At 66.4% G+C, this 17,090-nt stretch carries 15 protein-coding genes; 13 read left to right on the top strand and 2 right to left on the bottom strand.

What is annotated here, in order from left to right; translation table 11 throughout:
* On the top strand, positions 1–427 hold a 427-nt coding region (locus tag HWX08_RS33165), incomplete at its 5' end, for a hypothetical protein (protein ID WP_208454971.1).
* Between the two features lie 56 nt (positions 428–483).
* Positions 484–1,365: a DUF6708 domain-containing protein gene (locus tag HWX08_RS33170; protein WP_174922367.1), complete on the top strand. Its 882-nt coding sequence runs from the start codon at positions 484–486 to the stop codon at positions 1,363–1,365.
* Between the two features lie 253 nt (positions 1,366–1,618).
* Here the strand turns inward: HWX08_RS33170 and HWX08_RS33175 are convergent, their stop codons facing one another.
* Entirely contained in the window at positions 1,619–1,942 is a 324-nt protein-coding gene (locus HWX08_RS33175; RefSeq protein WP_006489103.1) for a DUF1840 domain-containing protein, read from the bottom strand.
* Between the two features lie 200 nt (positions 1,943–2,142).
* Here HWX08_RS33175 and argS point away from each other — a divergent pair, with 200 nt between their 5' ends.
* From argS to HWX08_RS33205, 6 genes are all read left to right on the top strand, one after another.
* Positions 2,143–3,924, top strand: coding sequence for an arginine--tRNA ligase (gene argS / locus HWX08_RS33180; RefSeq protein WP_069257695.1), 1,782 nt, complete (start codon positions 2,143–2,145; stop codon positions 3,922–3,924).
* A 105-nt stretch (positions 3,925–4,029) separates the two neighbouring features.
* Positions 4,030–4,923 (top strand): SPOR domain-containing protein, encoded by an 894-nt coding sequence (locus HWX08_RS33185; protein WP_174922368.1) that lies wholly within the window; start codon positions 4,030–4,032, stop codon positions 4,921–4,923.
* 69 nt (positions 4,924–4,992) lie between these two features.
* Positions 4,993–5,631: a thiol:disulfide interchange protein DsbA/DsbL gene (locus HWX08_RS33190; RefSeq protein WP_011353364.1), complete on the top strand. Its 639-nt coding sequence runs from the start codon at positions 4,993–4,995 to the stop codon at positions 5,629–5,631.
* 19 nt (positions 5,632–5,650) lie between these two features.
* The gene (locus tag HWX08_RS33195) at positions 5,651–6,424 is read left to right on the top strand and encodes an SDR family oxidoreductase (protein WP_174922369.1); all 774 of its coding nucleotides are present in this window, start codon (positions 5,651–5,653) and stop codon (positions 6,422–6,424) included.
* A 386-nt stretch (positions 6,425–6,810) separates the two neighbouring features.
* Positions 6,811–8,406, top strand: coding sequence for an ABC transporter substrate-binding protein (locus tag HWX08_RS33200; protein WP_069257698.1), 1,596 nt, complete (start codon positions 6,811–6,813; stop codon positions 8,404–8,406).
* A 198-nt stretch (positions 8,407–8,604) separates the two neighbouring features.
* Positions 8,605–10,251, top strand: a complete 1,647-nt coding sequence (locus tag HWX08_RS33205; protein ID WP_174922370.1) for an ABC-F family ATP-binding cassette domain-containing protein — start codon at positions 8,605–8,607, stop codon at positions 10,249–10,251.
* 16 nt (positions 10,252–10,267) lie between these two features.
* Here the strand turns inward: HWX08_RS33205 and HWX08_RS33210 are convergent, their stop codons facing one another.
* Positions 10,268–11,347 (bottom strand): MBL fold metallo-hydrolase, encoded by a 1,080-nt coding sequence (locus tag HWX08_RS33210; RefSeq protein WP_069257700.1) that lies wholly within the window; start codon positions 11,345–11,347, stop codon positions 10,268–10,270.
* A gap of 303 nt (positions 11,348–11,650) precedes the next feature.
* Between HWX08_RS33210 and aceK the strand changes: the two genes are divergently transcribed.
* The 5 genes from aceK (at position 11,651) to HWX08_RS33235 (ending at position 16,903) form a co-directional block, all read left to right on the top strand.
* Positions 11,651–13,468 (top strand): bifunctional isocitrate dehydrogenase kinase/phosphatase, encoded by a 1,818-nt coding sequence (gene aceK / locus HWX08_RS33215; RefSeq protein WP_069257701.1) that lies wholly within the window; start codon positions 11,651–11,653, stop codon positions 13,466–13,468.
* A 53-nt stretch (positions 13,469–13,521) separates the two neighbouring features.
* Positions 13,522–14,289, top strand: coding sequence for a carbonate dehydratase (can, locus tag HWX08_RS33220; protein ID WP_069257702.1), 768 nt, complete (start codon positions 13,522–13,524; stop codon positions 14,287–14,289).
* An 83-nt stretch (positions 14,290–14,372) separates the two neighbouring features.
* Positions 14,373–15,050, top strand: a complete 678-nt coding sequence (locus HWX08_RS33225; protein WP_069257703.1) for an SDR family oxidoreductase — start codon at positions 14,373–14,375, stop codon at positions 15,048–15,050.
* Between the two features lie 37 nt (positions 15,051–15,087).
* Positions 15,088–15,525 (top strand): YchJ family protein, encoded by a 438-nt coding sequence (locus HWX08_RS33230; RefSeq protein WP_107313844.1) that lies wholly within the window; start codon positions 15,088–15,090, stop codon positions 15,523–15,525.
* Positions 15,526–15,631: 106 nt separating this feature from the next.
* Positions 15,632–16,903 (top strand): dienelactone hydrolase family protein, encoded by a 1,272-nt coding sequence (locus HWX08_RS33235; RefSeq protein WP_069257705.1) that lies wholly within the window; start codon positions 15,632–15,634, stop codon positions 16,901–16,903.
* Positions 16,904–17,090: the final 187 nt, after the last annotated feature.

Genomic DNA, 17,090 nt, shown 5'->3' on the forward strand with positions numbered 1-17,090 from the left:
GAAGCTGGCGACGCGTGCGGATATTGCGCTGCGGGTGGCGGGAGTGGTGGCTGCTGCGGTGTCGGGGGTGGTGGCAGTGATGGATTTTGTTGATGCGGCTGAGAGCGCACGTCAAGAAAAATGGGGCTTGAGATATCTCCAATTTCTTTCGGGGGGAATGGGTGCTCTTGCTGCAGGATTAGCAGGTTGGGCAGCATTTGCTGCGGCTGGTGGCGGCACGATGTTTCTCGGTCTGAGTTTGACTGGGTGGGGATTGATACTCGCAGTTTTGCTGGTGGGGATAGGTATGGCGATTGAGTATGTGAAAGGCAACCTTTTTTCTCAATGGCTTGAGAAAACCTACTGGGGCGTCCTGCCAGTCTCAAGTCGTTATGGAGAGTCCAAAGTCGAGCAGGCAGATTTCAACAAGATGATGGCGGGGGCGTGATGTTTACGACGAGCAAAAAGCAGCGTCTACTCACTGAGCAGGATCGTGAGTGGCACTTGTCCATCAAGCAACGTGCCGCTGATCCGCATGCATCGATGATGGCGATCCGGTTGAATTCGACCTATCTGGAATTGGTTGATGGCTATCACTCCAATCGTGGGCTGATGTCAATTATAGGGAGCGGAGCTGCCCTCCTGTTTTTATGGGCGGTTTTGTCTGGTTGGTATTCGATGGCGCGTGATTTTTTGGGGGCTGATAGATCGGCTTCAAATGATTGGTCTGAAAGAATATTCTATGAAATTATTTCTGATATCACATTGATAATTTTCTATCTTATTTTTGTTGCTTTTTATAGATGGGCGGGCGAGTGGTTTCGCTACACGCACTATCCGATCCGCCTGAATCGTCGGAATCGCACGGTCTACGTCTTTCGCGGTGACGGCACGGTGCTGAAGGCGTCGTGGGACGACGTGTACTTCGCCTTGCGCGTGAACGCACAGGTTGCCGGTATTCGAACGTTCGGCATATGCGGACTCGTGCTGAAGAACCCGACGACAGTCGAAGAAATGTTCGTATTCGGCTACGCATCCAGCAGCAAGGAATACTGCCTGCGCCATTGGGAGTTCATCCGCCGCTACATGGAAGAAGGGCCGCGCGCGGTACTCAACGCACCCGGACTCGATCTTTATCTCCCGATCGCGGACAAGCGTGAGACGTTGTACCAGGGCTGGATACAACTGGTATCGCACGATGCATGGAATCCGGTCTTCAAATGGGTGATGTTCCCGTTCCACGTGCTGTTCTTCATCGGCCGTCTGGTGCATCGCGCCACGAGCAAGGTACCGAAATGGCCGGCGGATGTGGAAGCCGAATGCCGCATTGAACCGGGCGACCCGTATGTGCGCGATTCCAGCTTGAACCCTCCGGGATATCAATAACCGACAGTGCGGATCTGCACTCAAATGACCACGGCGAAATTGAGCCAGGCGAAACCGGCGCTGCACCGAAGCTGTTGCCGGATTCAGTGGCGAGCGCGCTGACGCAGATTACGGACCCGTTGGCAAAAACGGCGAACCGTCGCACTCGATATCAGATAGAAACCACATCATTTATTAGACAAATAAAAAACCCGCTCGAAAGCGGGTTTTGGGTTTTCTTTCACCACCCCTTCAGATCAGCGACCGAGGGGGCTCAGAACCCCCAGTGCACGTCGGCCTGGCCGGCCTTCGCTTCGCGCAGCATCGTCAGGAACGGTGCGACGCGCTGCGCCAGGCTCGGCGGCACTTCGTGGTGCGCGTGGTCGGCTTCGTCTTCGTGGAAATGGCCGGCGTGCTCGGCGCGCTCCTGCTTCGCCTGCGCGACTGCGCCTTCCAGCTTCGCGATCGCGTGGTCCAGCTCGTCGTGCGTAATCACACCGCGCTCGCCCAGCTGCTTGCCGACGAGACCCAGCACATACACGGCGAAATCCTTCAGCACGTCGAGATCCTGTGCCGCCTTGCTCTTGAACGTAATCATGACAATTCCCTTTTCATCTTGTTGTGCCTGCGCGGCGAGGTTGGGGAACGCCGGCAGACCGGCGTCCGGCCTCGCGGACGCGGGCCGCCTGAGCGGCATATTAGCACCTGTTAAAATTCTGCGATCCCTGAAACGCGCGCTTAAAAAGCGCGCCGGCGGGCCGGCGTTTCCGGCCGCCACCAACGAAGCCTTCTACCAGCATGCTGCCAGCCCACAAACAGACCCTCGAAGCCCTGCTCGCGGATAGCGTCAAGCAGGTCGCACACGCGCTGAAAGGCGCCGACGCCGCGTTCGTCGCCCCGGCCATCACGCTGGAGCGCCCGAAGGTCGCCGCGCACGGCGACGTCGCGTGCAACGTCGCCATGCAGCTCGCGAAGCCGCTCGGCACGAACCCGCGCCAGCTCGCCGAGCAGATCGTCGCCGCCCTCACCGCCCAGCCGGGCGCGCAAGGGCTCGTCGAAGCCGCCGAGATCGCCGGCCCCGGCTTCATCAACCTGCGCCTGTCGGCCGCCGCGAAGCAGGCGGTGATCGCTGCCGTGTTCGAGCAGGGCCGCGCGTTCGGCACGTCGGATCGCGAGAAGGGCAAGCAAGTGCTGCTCGAATTCGTGTCGGCGAACCCGACCGGCCCGCTGCACGTCGGCCATGGCCGCCAGGCCGCGCTCGGCGACGTGCTCGCGAACGTGATCGCGAGCCAGGGCTACGCGGTGCACCGCGAGTTCTACTACAACGACGCGGGCGTGCAGATCGGCAACCTCGCGATCTCGACGCAGGCGCGCGCACGCGGCCTGAAGCCGGGCGACGCGGGCTGGCCGGAAGCCGCGTACAACGGCGAATACATCGCCGACATCGCGCGCGACTTCCTGCGCGGCGAAACGGTCGCCGCGTCGGACGGCGAGCCGGTCAAGGGCACGGGCGACGTCGAGGATCTCGACGCGATCCGCAAGTTCGCGGTCACGTACCTGCGTCGCGAGCAGGACATGGACCTGCAGGCGTTCGGCGTGAAGTTCGATCAGTACTACCTCGAGTCGTCGCTGTACAGCGAAGGCCGCGTCGAGAAGACGGTCGACGCACTGATCAAGGCCGGCATGACCTACGAGCAGGACGGCGCGCTGTGGCTGCGCACGACCGACGAAGGCGACGACAAGGATCGCGTGATGCGCAAGTCGGACGGCACCTACACGTACTTCGTGCCGGACGTCGCGTACCACGTGACGAAGTGGGAGCGCGGCTTCACGAAGGTGATCAACATCCAGGGTTCGGACCACCACGGCACGATCGCGCGCGTGCGCGCCGGCCTGCAGGGCCTGCACGTCGGGATTCCGAAGGGCTACCCCGACTACGTGCTGCACAAGATGGTCACCGTGATGCGCGACGGCCAGGAAGTGAAGATCTCGAAGCGCGCGGGCAGCTACGTGACGGTGCGCGACCTGATCGAATGGTCGGGCGGCGCGGCGGCAGGCCAGGAAGCGGCGCCCGACCTGATCGACGAAGCGACCATCACGCGCGGCCGCGACGCGGTGCGGTTCTTCCTGATCTCGCGCAAGGCCGATACCGAGTTCGTGTTCGACATCGACCTCGCGCTGAAACAGAACGACGAAAACCCGGTCTATTACGTCCAGTACGCGCATGCGCGGATCTGCTCGGTGCTCAGCGAGCTGAAATCGCGCTACAACGTCGACGTCGCGCAACTGCCGGGCGCCGACCTGTCGCAACTGACGAGCGCGCAAGCGGCGTCGCTGATGCAGAAGCTGGCCGAGTACCCGGACATGCTCACGCACGCCGCGAACGAACTGGCGCCGCACGCGGTCGCGTTCTACCTGCGCGACCTCGCTGGCGAATTCCACTCGTTCTACAATGCGGAGCGCGTGCTGGTCGACGACGAAGCGCCGCGCAATGCGCGCGCCGCGCTCCTCGCCGCGACCCGGCAGGTGCTCGAGAACGGTCTGGCGGTGCTCGGCGTGTCCGCGCCCGTCAAGATGTAACGCAGCAAGCGGCCCGACCGGGCAGCGAATGGCTGCGGCAGGAGCGCCCGCCGTCGGGTGCCCGCCGCAGCCTTTTCACGATTCTTTTTGCAGGTGACTCAAGCAATGGCACAACCACGCCGAACTTCGAAGCAATCGAAACAAGCCGGAGGGACATTTCTTGGAATCGTGCTGGGCCTGATCGTCGGCCTCGCAATCGCCGTGGTGGTGGCGCTCTACATCACGCGTTCCCCGTCGCCGTTCGTGTCGAAGGTCGCGCCGCCGCCGGCCGACAACGGCGCGAGCCAGCCGCAGCAGTTCGATCCGAACCGCGCGCTGCAGGGCAAGACGCCCGGCCAGCCGGTGCCGCAGGCCGCGCAGTCCGCGCCGCCGAACACCGCGCCCGGCCAGGCCGCGAACCAGACCCAGGGCGGCCTGCTGCCCGAACCGCAGATCGTCGAAGTGCCGCCGTCGGCCAACGGATCGAGCGGCTCGAACGACACCGGCAGTTCGGGCAAGCCGAGCGCGTCGAACAATGCATCGTCGGGCAACGGCGTCGCCGTCGCACCGAAGCCGGCCGACAACGTGCCGCCGCCGAAGAAGACGCAGCAGGCGCAGCAGCAACAGCAAGGCGGCGAAGACGACCTCGCACGCTTCGCCGCGCAGAAGCAGGCGCAGCAAGCCGCCGCGCAAAAGCAGCAACAGGCGGCGAACACGCCGAAACCGACGTCGTCGGCCACGGCCGCCGCGGCAGCGAAGCCGCCGACCGCAAACGACGCGAACACCGGCTACTTCCTGCAGGTGGGCGCGTACAAGACCGAAGGCGACGCCGAGCAGCAGCGCGCGCGCCTCGGCTTCCAGGGCTTCGAGTCGAAGGTGTCGAAGCGCGATGTCAGCGGCGTGACGTATTTCCGCGTGCGGGTCGGCCCGTTCTCGAAGTTCGAGGATATGAACTCGGCCCGCCAGCGCCTGTCCGATGCAGGTGTCGACACGGCGGTGATCCGTTTCACGAAGCAGTAAGCAACCGGCCGAGCCCACTCAGAACCCGTTACGTCCCGTAACCCGAGCAACTGATTCGACGTTCACAACATGAAAAAACTGCTTAGCACGCTCCTTCTGTCCCTGGGCCTGGCCGCCGGTCTCGCGCAGGCTTCGCCCGCCGCACCGGTCGCCGGCAAGGACTTCGAGGTGATGAAGTCGCCGCAGCCGGTGTCCGCGCCGGCCGGCAAGGTCGAGGTGATCGAATTCTTCTGGTACGGCTGCCCGCACTGCTACGAATTCGAGCCGACGATCGAGGCCTGGGTGAAGAAGCAGGGCAACAACATCGACTTCAAGCGCGTGCCGGTCGCATTCCGTGACGATTTCGTCCCGCACTCGAAGCTGTTCTACGCGGTGTCCGCGCTCGGCATCTCCGAGAAGGTCACGCCGGCGATCTTCAACGCGATCCACAAGCAGAAGAACTACCTGCTGACGCCGCAGGCGCAGGCCGACTTCCTGGCCACGCAGGGCGTCGACAAGAAGCAGTTCATGGACGCGTACAACTCGTTCAGCGTGCAGGGCGAAGTGAACCAGTCGGCCAAGCTGCTGAAGGACTACGCGATCGACGGCGTGCCGACGGTCGTCGTCCAGGGCAAGTACAAGACGGGCCCCGCTTACGCGAACAGCATCCCGGGCACTGCCCAGGTGCTCGACTTCCTCGTGAAGCAGGTTCAGGACAAGAAGCTCTGATCCCCGCCCGCGCGCCGGCATGACTACTCCGCTGAAGGTCTTCATCACCGGCGCATCGAGCGGCCTCGGCCTCGCGATGGCCGAGGAATACGCCCGCCAGGGCGCCATGCTCGCGCTCGTCGCGCGACGCACCGAGCCCCTCGATGCGTTCGCGCGGCGCTTTCCGAAGCTGTCCATCTCCGTGTATTCCGCCGACGTGCGCGACGCCGACGCGCTCGCGACGGCCGCCGCGTCGTTCATCGCGACGCACGGCTGCCCCGACGTCGTGATCGCGAACGCGGGCATCAGCCAGGGCGCCGTCACGGGCCAGGGCGATCTCGCGACATTCCGCGACGTGATGGACATCAACTACTACGGAATGGTCGCGACGTTCGAGCCGTTCGTCGGCCCGATGACGGCCGCGCGGCACGGCACGCTGGTCGGTGTCGCGAGCGTCGCCGGCGTGCGCGGTCTGCCCGGCTCCGGCGCGTACAGCGCGTCGAAATCGGCCGCGATCAAGTACCTCGAATCGCTGCGCGTCGAGCTGCGGCCTGCCGGCGTCGGCGTCGTGACGATCGCGCCCGGCTACATCCGCACACCGATGACCGCGCACAACCCGTACCGGATGCCGTTCCTGATGGATGCCGACCGCTTCGCCGCCCGCGCGGCCAAGGCGATCGCGCGGCAGCACGCGTTCCGCGTGATTCCGTGGCAGATGGGCGTCGTCGCGAAGGTGCTGCACGTGCTGCCGCGCTGGCTGTACGACCGTCTGTTCGAGAAGGCGCCGCGCAAGCCGAAGGCCGACACGCACTGACGCGCCGCGAGTGCCGGCCCGCGCGAAGCATCGCGGGCCGTCTCTCCGCTTAACCCCTCTCCGCTTAACCCCTCTCCGCTTCACCGCCTCTCCGCTCCTCCACCTCTTCGCCTCACCACCTCTCCGTCGCAGCGCCCCTTCAAAGCGTCGATTCACGGCAGGCCCGAACCGCCCCCGGCACCCACTCTTCCCAATCCGCCGCCCCAACACCCGTTCCGTCGCGAACGCGGCCGTTTTTCGGTCAATTCACCGCGTTCAGACGCCTTTTTTCACGCGTCGCGCGCTTTGACGGTATGCTATTCGCCAGCCGCGCCGGCCCTGCCCGCTTCCGGGCCGCGCCCGCATCCCGTCACCGAGCAAAAAACACAAGCCACGTGGGAGATCCTATGCAGGTCAAGCTGTTCGCCGCGGCAACACTCGCCGCCGCCCTCGCCGCCCCCGGCCTCGCCGCCGCGAAGCCGCTCACCGTCTGCACGGAATCGAGCCCGGACGGCTTCGACGTCGTGCAATACAACTCGCTCGTCACGACCAACGCGTCGGCCGACGTGATCTTCAACACGCTCGTGTCGTACGACGAAGCCGCGAAGAAAGTCGTGCCCGCGCTCGCCGACAAATGGGAAGCGAGCGCCGACGGCCTCACGTACACGTTCCATCTGCGCCCGAACGTCGCGTTCCAGACCACCGACTATTTCAAGCCGGGCCGCGCGCTAAACGCGGACGACGTGGTGTTCACGTTCTCGCGGATGCTCGACGACTCGAATCCGTGGCACAAGGTGGCCGGCACGAGCGGCTTTCCGCACGCGCAGTCGATGGGCCTCGTGAAGCTCGTGAAGTCGGTCACGAAAGTCGACGACAGCACGGTGAAGTTCACGCTGAACGAGCCGAACGCGACCTTCGTGCCGATCCTGACGATGGGCTTCGCGTCGATCTACTCGGCCGAATACGCGGACCAGTTGCTGAAGGCCGGCAAGCAGGCCGACCTGAACGCGAAGCCGGTCGGCACCGGGCCGTTCGTGCTGAAGAGCTACACGAAGGACGCGCTGATCCGTTACGACGTGAACCCGACCTACTGGGGGACCAGGCCGAAGGTCGACCGGCTGATCTACGCGATCACGCCCGACCCGTCGGTGCGCCTGCAGAAGGTGAAGGCCGGCGAATGCCAGATCGCGCTGTCGCCGAAGCCGCAGGACGTGCTCGCCGCGAAGGGCGAAAGCGCGCTGAAGGTCGTGCAGACGCCCGCGTTCATGACCGCGTTCGTCGCGCTGAACACGCAGAAGAAGCCGCTCGACAACGACAAGGTGCGCGAGGCGCTGAACCTCGCGTTCGATCGCGCGACCTACCTGAAGGTCGTGTTCGACAACACCGCGACGGCCGCGAACAACCCGTATCCGCCGAACACGTGGAGCTACGCGAAGGGCGTCGCGCCGTACGCGTACGATCCGGCGAAGGCGAAGCAGCTGCTCGCGCAGGCCGGCTTCCCGAACGGCTTCTCGACGACGATCTGGACGCGCCCGACCGGCAGCGTGCTGAACCCGAACCCGAAGGTCGGCGCGGAGCTGCTTCAGGCCGATCTCGCGAAGATCGGCGTGAAGGCCGAGGTCAAGGTGATCGAATGGGGCGAGCTGATCAAGCAGGCGAAGCTCGGCCAGCATGACATGCTGTTCATGGGCTGGGCCGGCGACAACGGCGATCCGGACAACTACCTGTCGCCGCTGTTCAGCTGCAACGCGGTGAAGTCGGGCATCAACTTCGCGCGCTTCTGCGACGCGCAGCTCGACAAGCTGATCGCCGACGGCAAGTCGACCGCCGACCAGGCCAAGCGCGCGAAGCTGTACGAAGCGGCGCAGAAGATCATCCACGACCAGGCGCTGTGGATTCCGCTCGGCTACCCGACCGCGGCCGCGCTCACGCGCACGAACGTGAGCGGCTATCACGTGAGCCCGTTCGGGCGGCAGAACTTCACGACCGTCGCCGTGCAGTAACGCGCCCCCGCGCGTGGCGCGCAAGCGACGGTGCGTCGGGCCGTCGCTTGCGGCCCGCGCGCCGCGCTTGCTACACTGCGCGCGCATTCCTCATACCGGACGCCAGCCAAAGTGAACAACTAAGCCTTCCCGAAATGTTTTCGCCGCCGTGCCACGCACGCCGCGCGCGAAGGTCTTCACGCATTTTCGGAGGTGCTGATGGCTGCTGCCACGCCCACCGGCGCGCTCGTCGCGCTTCATCACGTTTCCTTGCGCTTCGACGACGGCGTCACGCTGTTCGATTCGCTCGACCTCTCCATCGATCGCACGCCGACCGGCATCGTCGGCCGCAACGGCATCGGCAAGAGCCGGCTCGCGCAGCTGATCGCGGGGCGCTGCGCGCCAAGCGCGGGGACGATCGACCGGCGGCACACGCCGGTCGTCTACGTCGCGCAGCAGCATGACGACAACGCAGCCGCCGGCCCGCGGACCGTCGCGCAGATTGCCGCGCTCGATGCACCGCTCGGCGCGCTCGCGCGTGTCGCCGACGGTCGCGCGGAATCGCACGACTTCGACCTGATCGGCGATCGCTGGGATCTCGCGGAACGGCTGCGCACCGCGCTCGACGCAGCCGGCCTGCATGACGTCCACGCCGACATGCCTGCGCACGCACTGAGCGGCGGGCAACTCGCGCGCGTCGCGCTCATCGGTGCGCTGCTGTCGGGCGCCGGCCTTCTGGTGCTCGACGAACCGACGAACCATCTCGACGCGCAGGGCCGCGCATGGCTGCGTGCGGCGCTCGACGGCTGGCGCGGCGGCCTCGTGATCGTGAGTCACGACCGTGCGCTGCTCGCCGGCGTGCAGCGCATCGTCGAGCTGACGCCGCAAGGCGTGCGCTCGTACGGCGGCAACTACGCGTTCTACCGCGCGCAGCGCGACGCGGAAAAGGCGGCCGCGCAGTCCGCGCTGGACAATGCGCGTGCCGAACGCGGGCGCGTCAGGCGCAGGCTCGAACAGGAGCACGACACGATCCAGCGTCACGCGGCCGCGTCGCTGCGCGAAGCGAAGACCGCCAACCTGTCGTCGGGAGCCCGTCAGCGCCGCAAGGGCGCGGCGCGCAGCATCATGGGGCAGGTCCGGGGCCATCAGAACGCATTCAAGACGTCGCTCGACGAACGCGTGCAGGAGACGGCCGCGCGCGTCGAAGCCGATGCGCCCGTGCTCGTGTCGCTGCCGGGCACCGAGGTCAGCGCGCGCCGCCAGCTGTTCACGCTCGACCGCGCGCAACTGCCGTGGCGCATCGCCGGCCATGCGGACACGATCACGTGGTCGGCCAGCGGCCCCGTGCGCATCGCGCTGACCGGCCCGAACGGCTGCGGCAAATCGACGTTGCTGCGGATGCTCGCCGGCGAGCTTGCTCCGCGTTCCGGCGCATGCACGACATATGTGAGCGCCGCGTATCTCGACCAGCGGCTCGCGCTGCTCGATTCCGATCGTTCGATCGTCGAGCAACTGGGGCTGCTCGACACGCCGCTCGCCGAAGGCGATCTGCGCAGCCGTCTCGCGCTGCTGCAGCTCGATGCGGCGCGCGCGACGCAACCGGCGCGGCGGCTGAGCGGCGGCGAACGCCTGAAGGCCGCGCTCGCGTGCGCGTTGTGGCGCGGCACGCCCGCGCAACTGCTGCTGCTCGACGAGCCGACCAATCACCTGGACCTCGAATCGGTGCGGGCGATCGAAGCGGCACAGGCCGGCTTCCCCGGCGCGATCGTCGTCGCGTCGCACGACACCGCGTTTCTCGCGGCGCTCGACCCGACGCACACGATGCAATGGCATCGCGACGGGTGGCGCTACGAACCCGTCACATGAGGAAAACGCGGCGGTGTCAGCCGGCGGTACGGAACCGCAGCACGCCGTCGTCGCCCTGCTCGCGCACGAGTTCGCCCGCGAGCCACAGCAGGTTGAGGTGCGCGAGCGCCTCGCCGAGTGCGAACGTCATCTGGTGAATGTCGAGTTCGCGACGGCGGAACATGATCGGCACGATGTCGGCCGCGCTCATCGGCTTCTCCGCGCACGCGACGCGCACTTCGGCCAGGCGCGCGTCGTGGTGGTCGCGCAGTTGCGCGATGCGCGTGCGCACGCCGCGGAACGGCTTGCCGTGCGACGGCAGCACCAGCGTATCGGGCGCCATCGTCTCGTAACGGCCGAGCGACTGCAGGTACAGCGCGAGCGGGTTCGCTTCCGGCTCGAGGTCGAACACGGATACGTTCGTGGAAATGCGCGGCAGCACCATGTCGCCGGAGATCAGCACGCCGTCCGCGTCGCTGTGCAATGCGCAATGTTCAGGCGAATGGCCGAAGCCGGTCACGACGCGCCACGTGCGCGCGCCGATCGTCACCGCGTCGCCTTCGCGCAGGCGCCGGTAGCGCGGCGGCACGGCCGGCACGAGATCCGCGTAGTAGCTGCGGCGGTTGCGCAGCTTGTCGAGCGCGGCCGGATCGGTGAGCCCGTGGCGCGCGAAGTGATCGGCCGCCGCCGCGCCGCCCGCGTTCGAGCCGTTGCCGGCCGCCATCAGGCAGCCGAACATGTACTCGCCGAGCGTCATCCACAGCCGCACGTTCCAGCGGCCCTTGTCGCCGCCTTCGCACAGCCAGTTCGCGAGACCGAAGTGATCGGGGTGGCAGTGCGTGACGAGCACGCGCAGCACAGGCAACCCGTCGAGATGCGCGTCGAAGATCCGCTCCCAGTGCGCGCGGATCGCGTCCGACGAGATCCCGCAATCGACGATCGTCCAGCCGGCCTGCCCGTCGATCTCGTCGCGCAGCAGCCAGAGGTTGATGTGATCGAGCGAGAACGGCAGCGGCATGCGCAGCCAGCGCACGCCGGGCGCGACCTCGAACGTGTCGCCCGCAGCGGGCAGCGTGTCGGCGAAGGGATAGTCGAGTTGGTGTTCCAGTGCGTTCATCGGTGGGGCGTCTCGTCGTTATCGGTGCGAATGCGCGCCGGCGGCAGGCCGCGGCGGGCGGTGCGTCGATTCTATCGCCGTCGCGCGGAACGCGTGCCCGGCGCCTTTTCGCCCGTCAAAAAAAGTTCGTGCCAGAATCGGTCCCGTACCCGTATCTTTACGCGAAGATGCACCGAACGGCATCCAACGGCGGACAACCCGCCGCCTGCCGGCCAGCCGCGCCTCGCCGCAAAGTCCTTGAAACGCCCGCTTGGGCGCTAAAATGGCGAGTGCTTACAGCCCTCCCGAACGAGCCTGCACGCGATGAATCACTTCCCCAAACTGCTGTCCTCGCAGATCGGTTTCGACGTCGCCCAGACGATGCTCGAGAACTTCGACCGCCATTACCGGATCTTCCGCGAGGCGGCCGTCGAAGCGAAGACGCTGTTCGAGCGCGGCGACTGGCACGGGCTGCAGCGGCTCGCGCGCGAGCGGATCACGTCGTACGACGATCGCGTGAAGGAATGCGTCGAGGTGCTGGAAGACGAATACGACGCGGAGAACATCGACGACGAAGTGTGGCAGCAGATCAAGCTGCACTACATCGGCCTGCTCACGTCGCACCGCCAGCCCGAGTGCGCGGAGACCTTCTTCAATTCGGTGTGCTGCAAGATCCTGCACCGCTCGTACTTCAGCAACGATTTCATCTTCGTTCGCCCGGCGATCTCGACCGAGTATCTCGAGAACGACGAGCCGGCCGCGAAGCCGACCTACCGCGCGTACTATCCGGGCACCGACGGGCTCGCGACCACGCTCGAGCGGATCGTCACGAACTTCCAGCTCGAGCCGGCGTTCGACGACCTTTCACGCGACATCGGATGCGTGATGCAGGCGATCCACGACGAATTCGGCCACTTCGACGAAGCGCCGAATTTCCAGATTCACGTGCTGTCGTCGCTGTTCTTCCGCAACAAGAGCGCGTACATCGTCGGCCGCATCATCAACGCCGACCGCGTGCTGCCGTTCGCGGTGCCGATCCGCCACGTGCGCCCGGGCGTGCTGGCGCTCGATACCGTGCTGCTGCGCCGCGACCAGCTCATGATCATCTTCGGCTTCTCGCACTCGTATTTCCTCGTCGACATGGGCGTGCCGTCCGCGTACGTCGACTTCCTGTGCACGATCATGCCCGGCAAGCCGAAGGCGGAGATCTATACGTCGGTCGGCCTGCAGAAGCAGGGCAAGAACCTGTTCTACCGCGACCTGCTGCACCACCTGTCGCATTCGAGCGACCGCTTCATCATCGCGCCCGGGATCAAGGGCCTCGTGATGCTCGTGTTCACGCTGCCGTCGTTCCCGTACGTGTTCAAGATCATCAAGGATCAGTTCCCGCCGCCGAAGGAAACGACGCGCGCGCAGATCATGGAGAAGTACCAGCTCGTGAAGCGCCACGACCGCCTCGGGCGGATGGCCGACACGCTCGAGTATTCGAGCGTCGCGCTGCCGCTCGCGCGGCTCGACCACGCGCTCGTGCGCGAGCTGGAAAAGGAAGTGCCGTCGCTGCTCGAATACGAGGACGACAATCTCGTGATCAAGCACCTGTACATCGAGCGCCGGATGACGCCGCTCAACCTGTACCTGCAGAACGGCAGCGACGCGGACGTCGAGCACGGCGTGAAGGAATACGGCAACGCGGTGAAGGAGCTGATGAAGGCGAACATCTTCCCCGGCGACATGCTGTACAAGAACTTCGGCGTCACGCGCCACGGCCGCGTCGTGTTCTACGACTACGACGAGATCGAGTACCTGACCGACTGCAACGTGCGCCGCGTGCCGCCACCGCGCAACGAGGAGGACGAGCTGTCCGGCGAACCGTGGTATACCGTCGGCCCGCACGACATCTTTCCGGAGACCTACGGGCCATTCCTGCTCGGCGACCCGCGCGTGCGCGCCGTCTTCATGAAGCATCACGCGGACTTTTTCGATCCCGCGCTGTGGCAGGCCAGCAAGGACAAGCTGCTACAGGGCGAATTGCCCGACTTTTATCCGTACGACACCGCGCTGCGCTTTTGCGCACGCTACCCCGCGCGCTTCGGCGCGGCGGACCGGAACGATGACGCGGGCGGCGCGCAGCGCGCCGCCTGACGCCGATTTACCGCACCGATAGCGACCGATTTCCGCCAACGGAATCCACACCGATGAACACCCAAGACAATCCGCTTTCACACCTGTTCGACAACAACGACGCGTGGGTCAAACGCAAGCTCGAGGACGATCCGCAATTCTTCGCGCGCCTTGCCGACCAGCAGGCGCCGGAGTATCTGTGGATCGGCTGCTCGGACTCGCGGGTGCCGGCGAACCAGATCATCGGCCTGCCGCCGGGCGAAGTGTTCGTCCACCGCAACATCGCGAACGTGGTCGTGCACAGCGACCTGAACTGCCTGTCGGTGATCCAGTTCGCGGTCGACATCCTGCGCGTGAAGCACATCATGGTGGTCGGCCACTACGGCTGCTCGGGCGTGAACGCCGCGCTGCTCAACCGCCGTGTCGGCCTCGCCGACAACTGGCTGCATCACGTGCAGGACGTGCGCGAGCGCCACGCGAAGCTGCTCGACGAATGGCCGGTGGGCGAAGCGCGCTACCGCCGCCTGATCGAGCTGAACGCGATCGAGCAGGTGGTCAACGTGTGCCGCACGACGATCGTCAACGACGCGTGGGCGCGCGGCCAGTCGCTCACCGTGCACGGCCTCGTGTACGGCGTGCACGACGGGCGGATGCGCAACCTCGGGATGGCCGTGTCGAACTTCGACGCGCTCGACGCAACCTACAAGCGCTGCGTGGCCGCGCTGACCGCCGGCGGCCAACACGCACCGGACAACGACATGATCGCGGCGGACGCCGCGCGGCTCGAAGGCGTCGCGCAGGCCGTCGTCGCCACGCTGAAGCCGTGCGACGACGCGAAGTAACGCCGGCGCGCGGCCGCGCGCCTTCGAACGGATCTGATCCCGGCGCCGCCATCGCGGCGGCGCCAAGCAAAGGAGCGACGGGCATGAAAACCGTATTGATCGTCGGCGCATCGCGCGGCCTCGGCCGCGAATTCGTCAGGCAATACCGGCGCGACGGCTGGAACGTGATCGCCACCGCGCGCGACGACGCGTCGCTCGACGCGCTGCGCGCGCTCGGCGCGAGCGCGCATGCGCTCGACATCACGCAGCCGGAGCAGATCGCGGCGCTCGGCTGGAAGCTCGACGGCGAGCGGCTCGATGCGGCCGTGCTGGTGTCGGGCGTGTACGGGCCGCGCACCGAGGGCGTCGAGACGGTCACCGCCGAGGATTTCGACGCGGTGATGCATACGAACGTGCGCGGGCCGATGCAGTTGCTGCCGATCGTGCTGCCGCTCGTCGAGGACGCGCGCGGCGTGCTGGCCGTCGTGTCGAGCCGGATGGGCAGCATCGCCGAGGCGACCGGCACGACCGGCTGGCTGTACCGCGCGAGCAAGGCCGCGCTGAACGACGCGCTGCGGATCGCGTCGCTGCAGACGCGCCATGCCGCGTGCATTTCGCTGCATCCCGGCTGGGTGCGCACCGACATGGGCGGCGCGCAGGCCGCGATCGATCCGGAAACCAGCGTGACCGGCATGCGCCGCGTGATCGCCGAATCCGGCGCGGACGTGTCGCAGGCCAACGGCCGTTTCTTCCAGTACGACGGTATCGAGCTGAGCTGGTGAGCGGCCGACAACCTTTCGTCGTTAATTCCCGTTTCGCATGATTTTGAACCGACCTGACGCGTGCCCGTGCGGCGGCGCGTCTCCCGCTCCCGCCGGCAACGCACCGGCGCCGCGCTACGCGGCCTGCTGCGGCCGCTTCATCGACGGCGGCGAAGCCGCGCCGAGCGCGCTCGTGTTGATGCGCTCGCGGTACAGCGCGTACGTGCTCGGCGCGACCGACTACCTGCGCGCGACGTGGGCCGCGCGCACCTGCCCGCCCGACCTCGACGTCGACCCCGCAGCGCCCGACGCGCCGCGCTGGCTCGGTCTCGCGGTCAAACGCCATGCGCCGCTCGACGAACGGCACGCCGAGGTCGAGTTCGTGGCCCGCTACAAGGTCGGCGGCCGCGCTTACCGGCTCCACGAGACGAGCCGTTTCGAGCGCGACGAGCACGGTTTCTGGCGCTACGTCGACGGCGAAGTAAGTGAACGCTGACAAATAGTTGCTGTGTCAGACGCCGGGTAATTCCTGCATTGCACAACCCGAATTTGTCGGGCTACGATGGCCTCGTATTGGTCATGTTGCATGGCAGGGCTTACGAATGGCGTTCAGCAAGGTATTGGTGGGATGGATGGCGGCCTGCGCGCTGTCGGCCGCTCAGGCCGGTACGCTGCCGAACGCAAATACGGGGACGGGCGCCGGCGCCAGCGGGTCGCTCGCCCACGCCGAACGCTTCGACTACGGCGATTCGAACCTGCCGCCCGTCGCCGCCGACCTGAACGAACAGGTCCTGCGCATTCCGGCCGACGCATCGGGCGCCGTCACGCTCGAGGCCACGCTCTTCAAGCCGAACGGCCCCGGCCCGTTCCCGCTCGTCGTCTTCAATCACGGCAAGAACACCGGCGATCTCCATCTTCAGCCGCGCAGCCGGCCGCTCGCGTTCGCGCGCGAATTCGTGCGCCGCGGCTACGCGGTGATCGCCCCGAACCGCCAGGGTTTCGCGGGGTCGGGCGGCACGTACCAGCAGGAAGGCTGCAACGTCGGCAAGAACGGCCTCGCGCAAGCGGCCGACGTCGACGCGACGGTGCGCTACATGTCGCGCCAGCCGTATGTCGATGCGTCGCGCATCGTCGTCGCCGGCACGTCGCACGGCGGCCTCGTATCGGTCGCGTACGGGACCGAAGCCGCACCGGGCGTGCGCGGCATCATCAACTTCTCCGGCGGGCTGCGCCAGGACCTCTGCGACGGCTGGCAGCGCAACCTCGTCGACGCGTTCGACCAGTACGGCGCGCACACGGCCGTGCGGTCGCTGTGGCTGTACGGCGACAACGATTCGGTATGGACGCCCGGGCTCGTCGCGCAGATGCACGACGCGTACGTGTCGCACGGCACGCAGGCCCAGTTCATCGATTTCGGCCGCTACAAGGACGACGCGCACCGGCTGATCGTCGATCGCGACGGCGTGCCCGTGTGGTGGCCGGCCGTCAACGCGTTCCTCGCGCAGTTGAACCTGCCGACGTCGGTGCGCTACGCGGTCGCGAACCCGCACGAGCCGAAGGCGAGCGGCTTTGCGTCGATCGACGCGGTCGACGCGGTGCCGTACGTCGACGAAGCCGGCCGCGAAGGCTATCGCCGCTTCCTGAACCAGCATCCGAGCCGCGCGTTCGCGGTGTCGTCGGAAGGCGCATGGTCGTGGGCCGAAGGCGGCGACGACCCGATGGCGCTCGCGCTCGACAACTGCGCGAAGCAGGACGCGGGCGCATGCCGGCTGTATGCGGTCAACGACCGGGTCGTGTGGAACGCGACGCAGACGGCCGACAACGACGACGCCCACGCACGCGACACCGGTACGCCGGCGCTGGCTTCGCGCTAAACGCACGGCCGCATTTCCGTCCATTACCCGTCACGCCGACGCCATCGGGGCGTCGACAAGCGGGAAGCCTTCAAGCGGATGGTCTTCAACCTCGTCGTGAGCAACGACGAGGCCCTCGCTGCGCAACCACGGATCATCCACGCCTCCACGTCGATCAGGCAGCGCGAGACGCTCGATCTGTCGATCT

Origin of the sequence: Burkholderia metallica (genome assembly GCF_902832845.1) — a bacterium.
In the GTDB taxonomy this organism is placed as follows: Bacteria; Pseudomonadota; Gammaproteobacteria; order Burkholderiales; family Burkholderiaceae; genus Burkholderia; species Burkholderia metallica.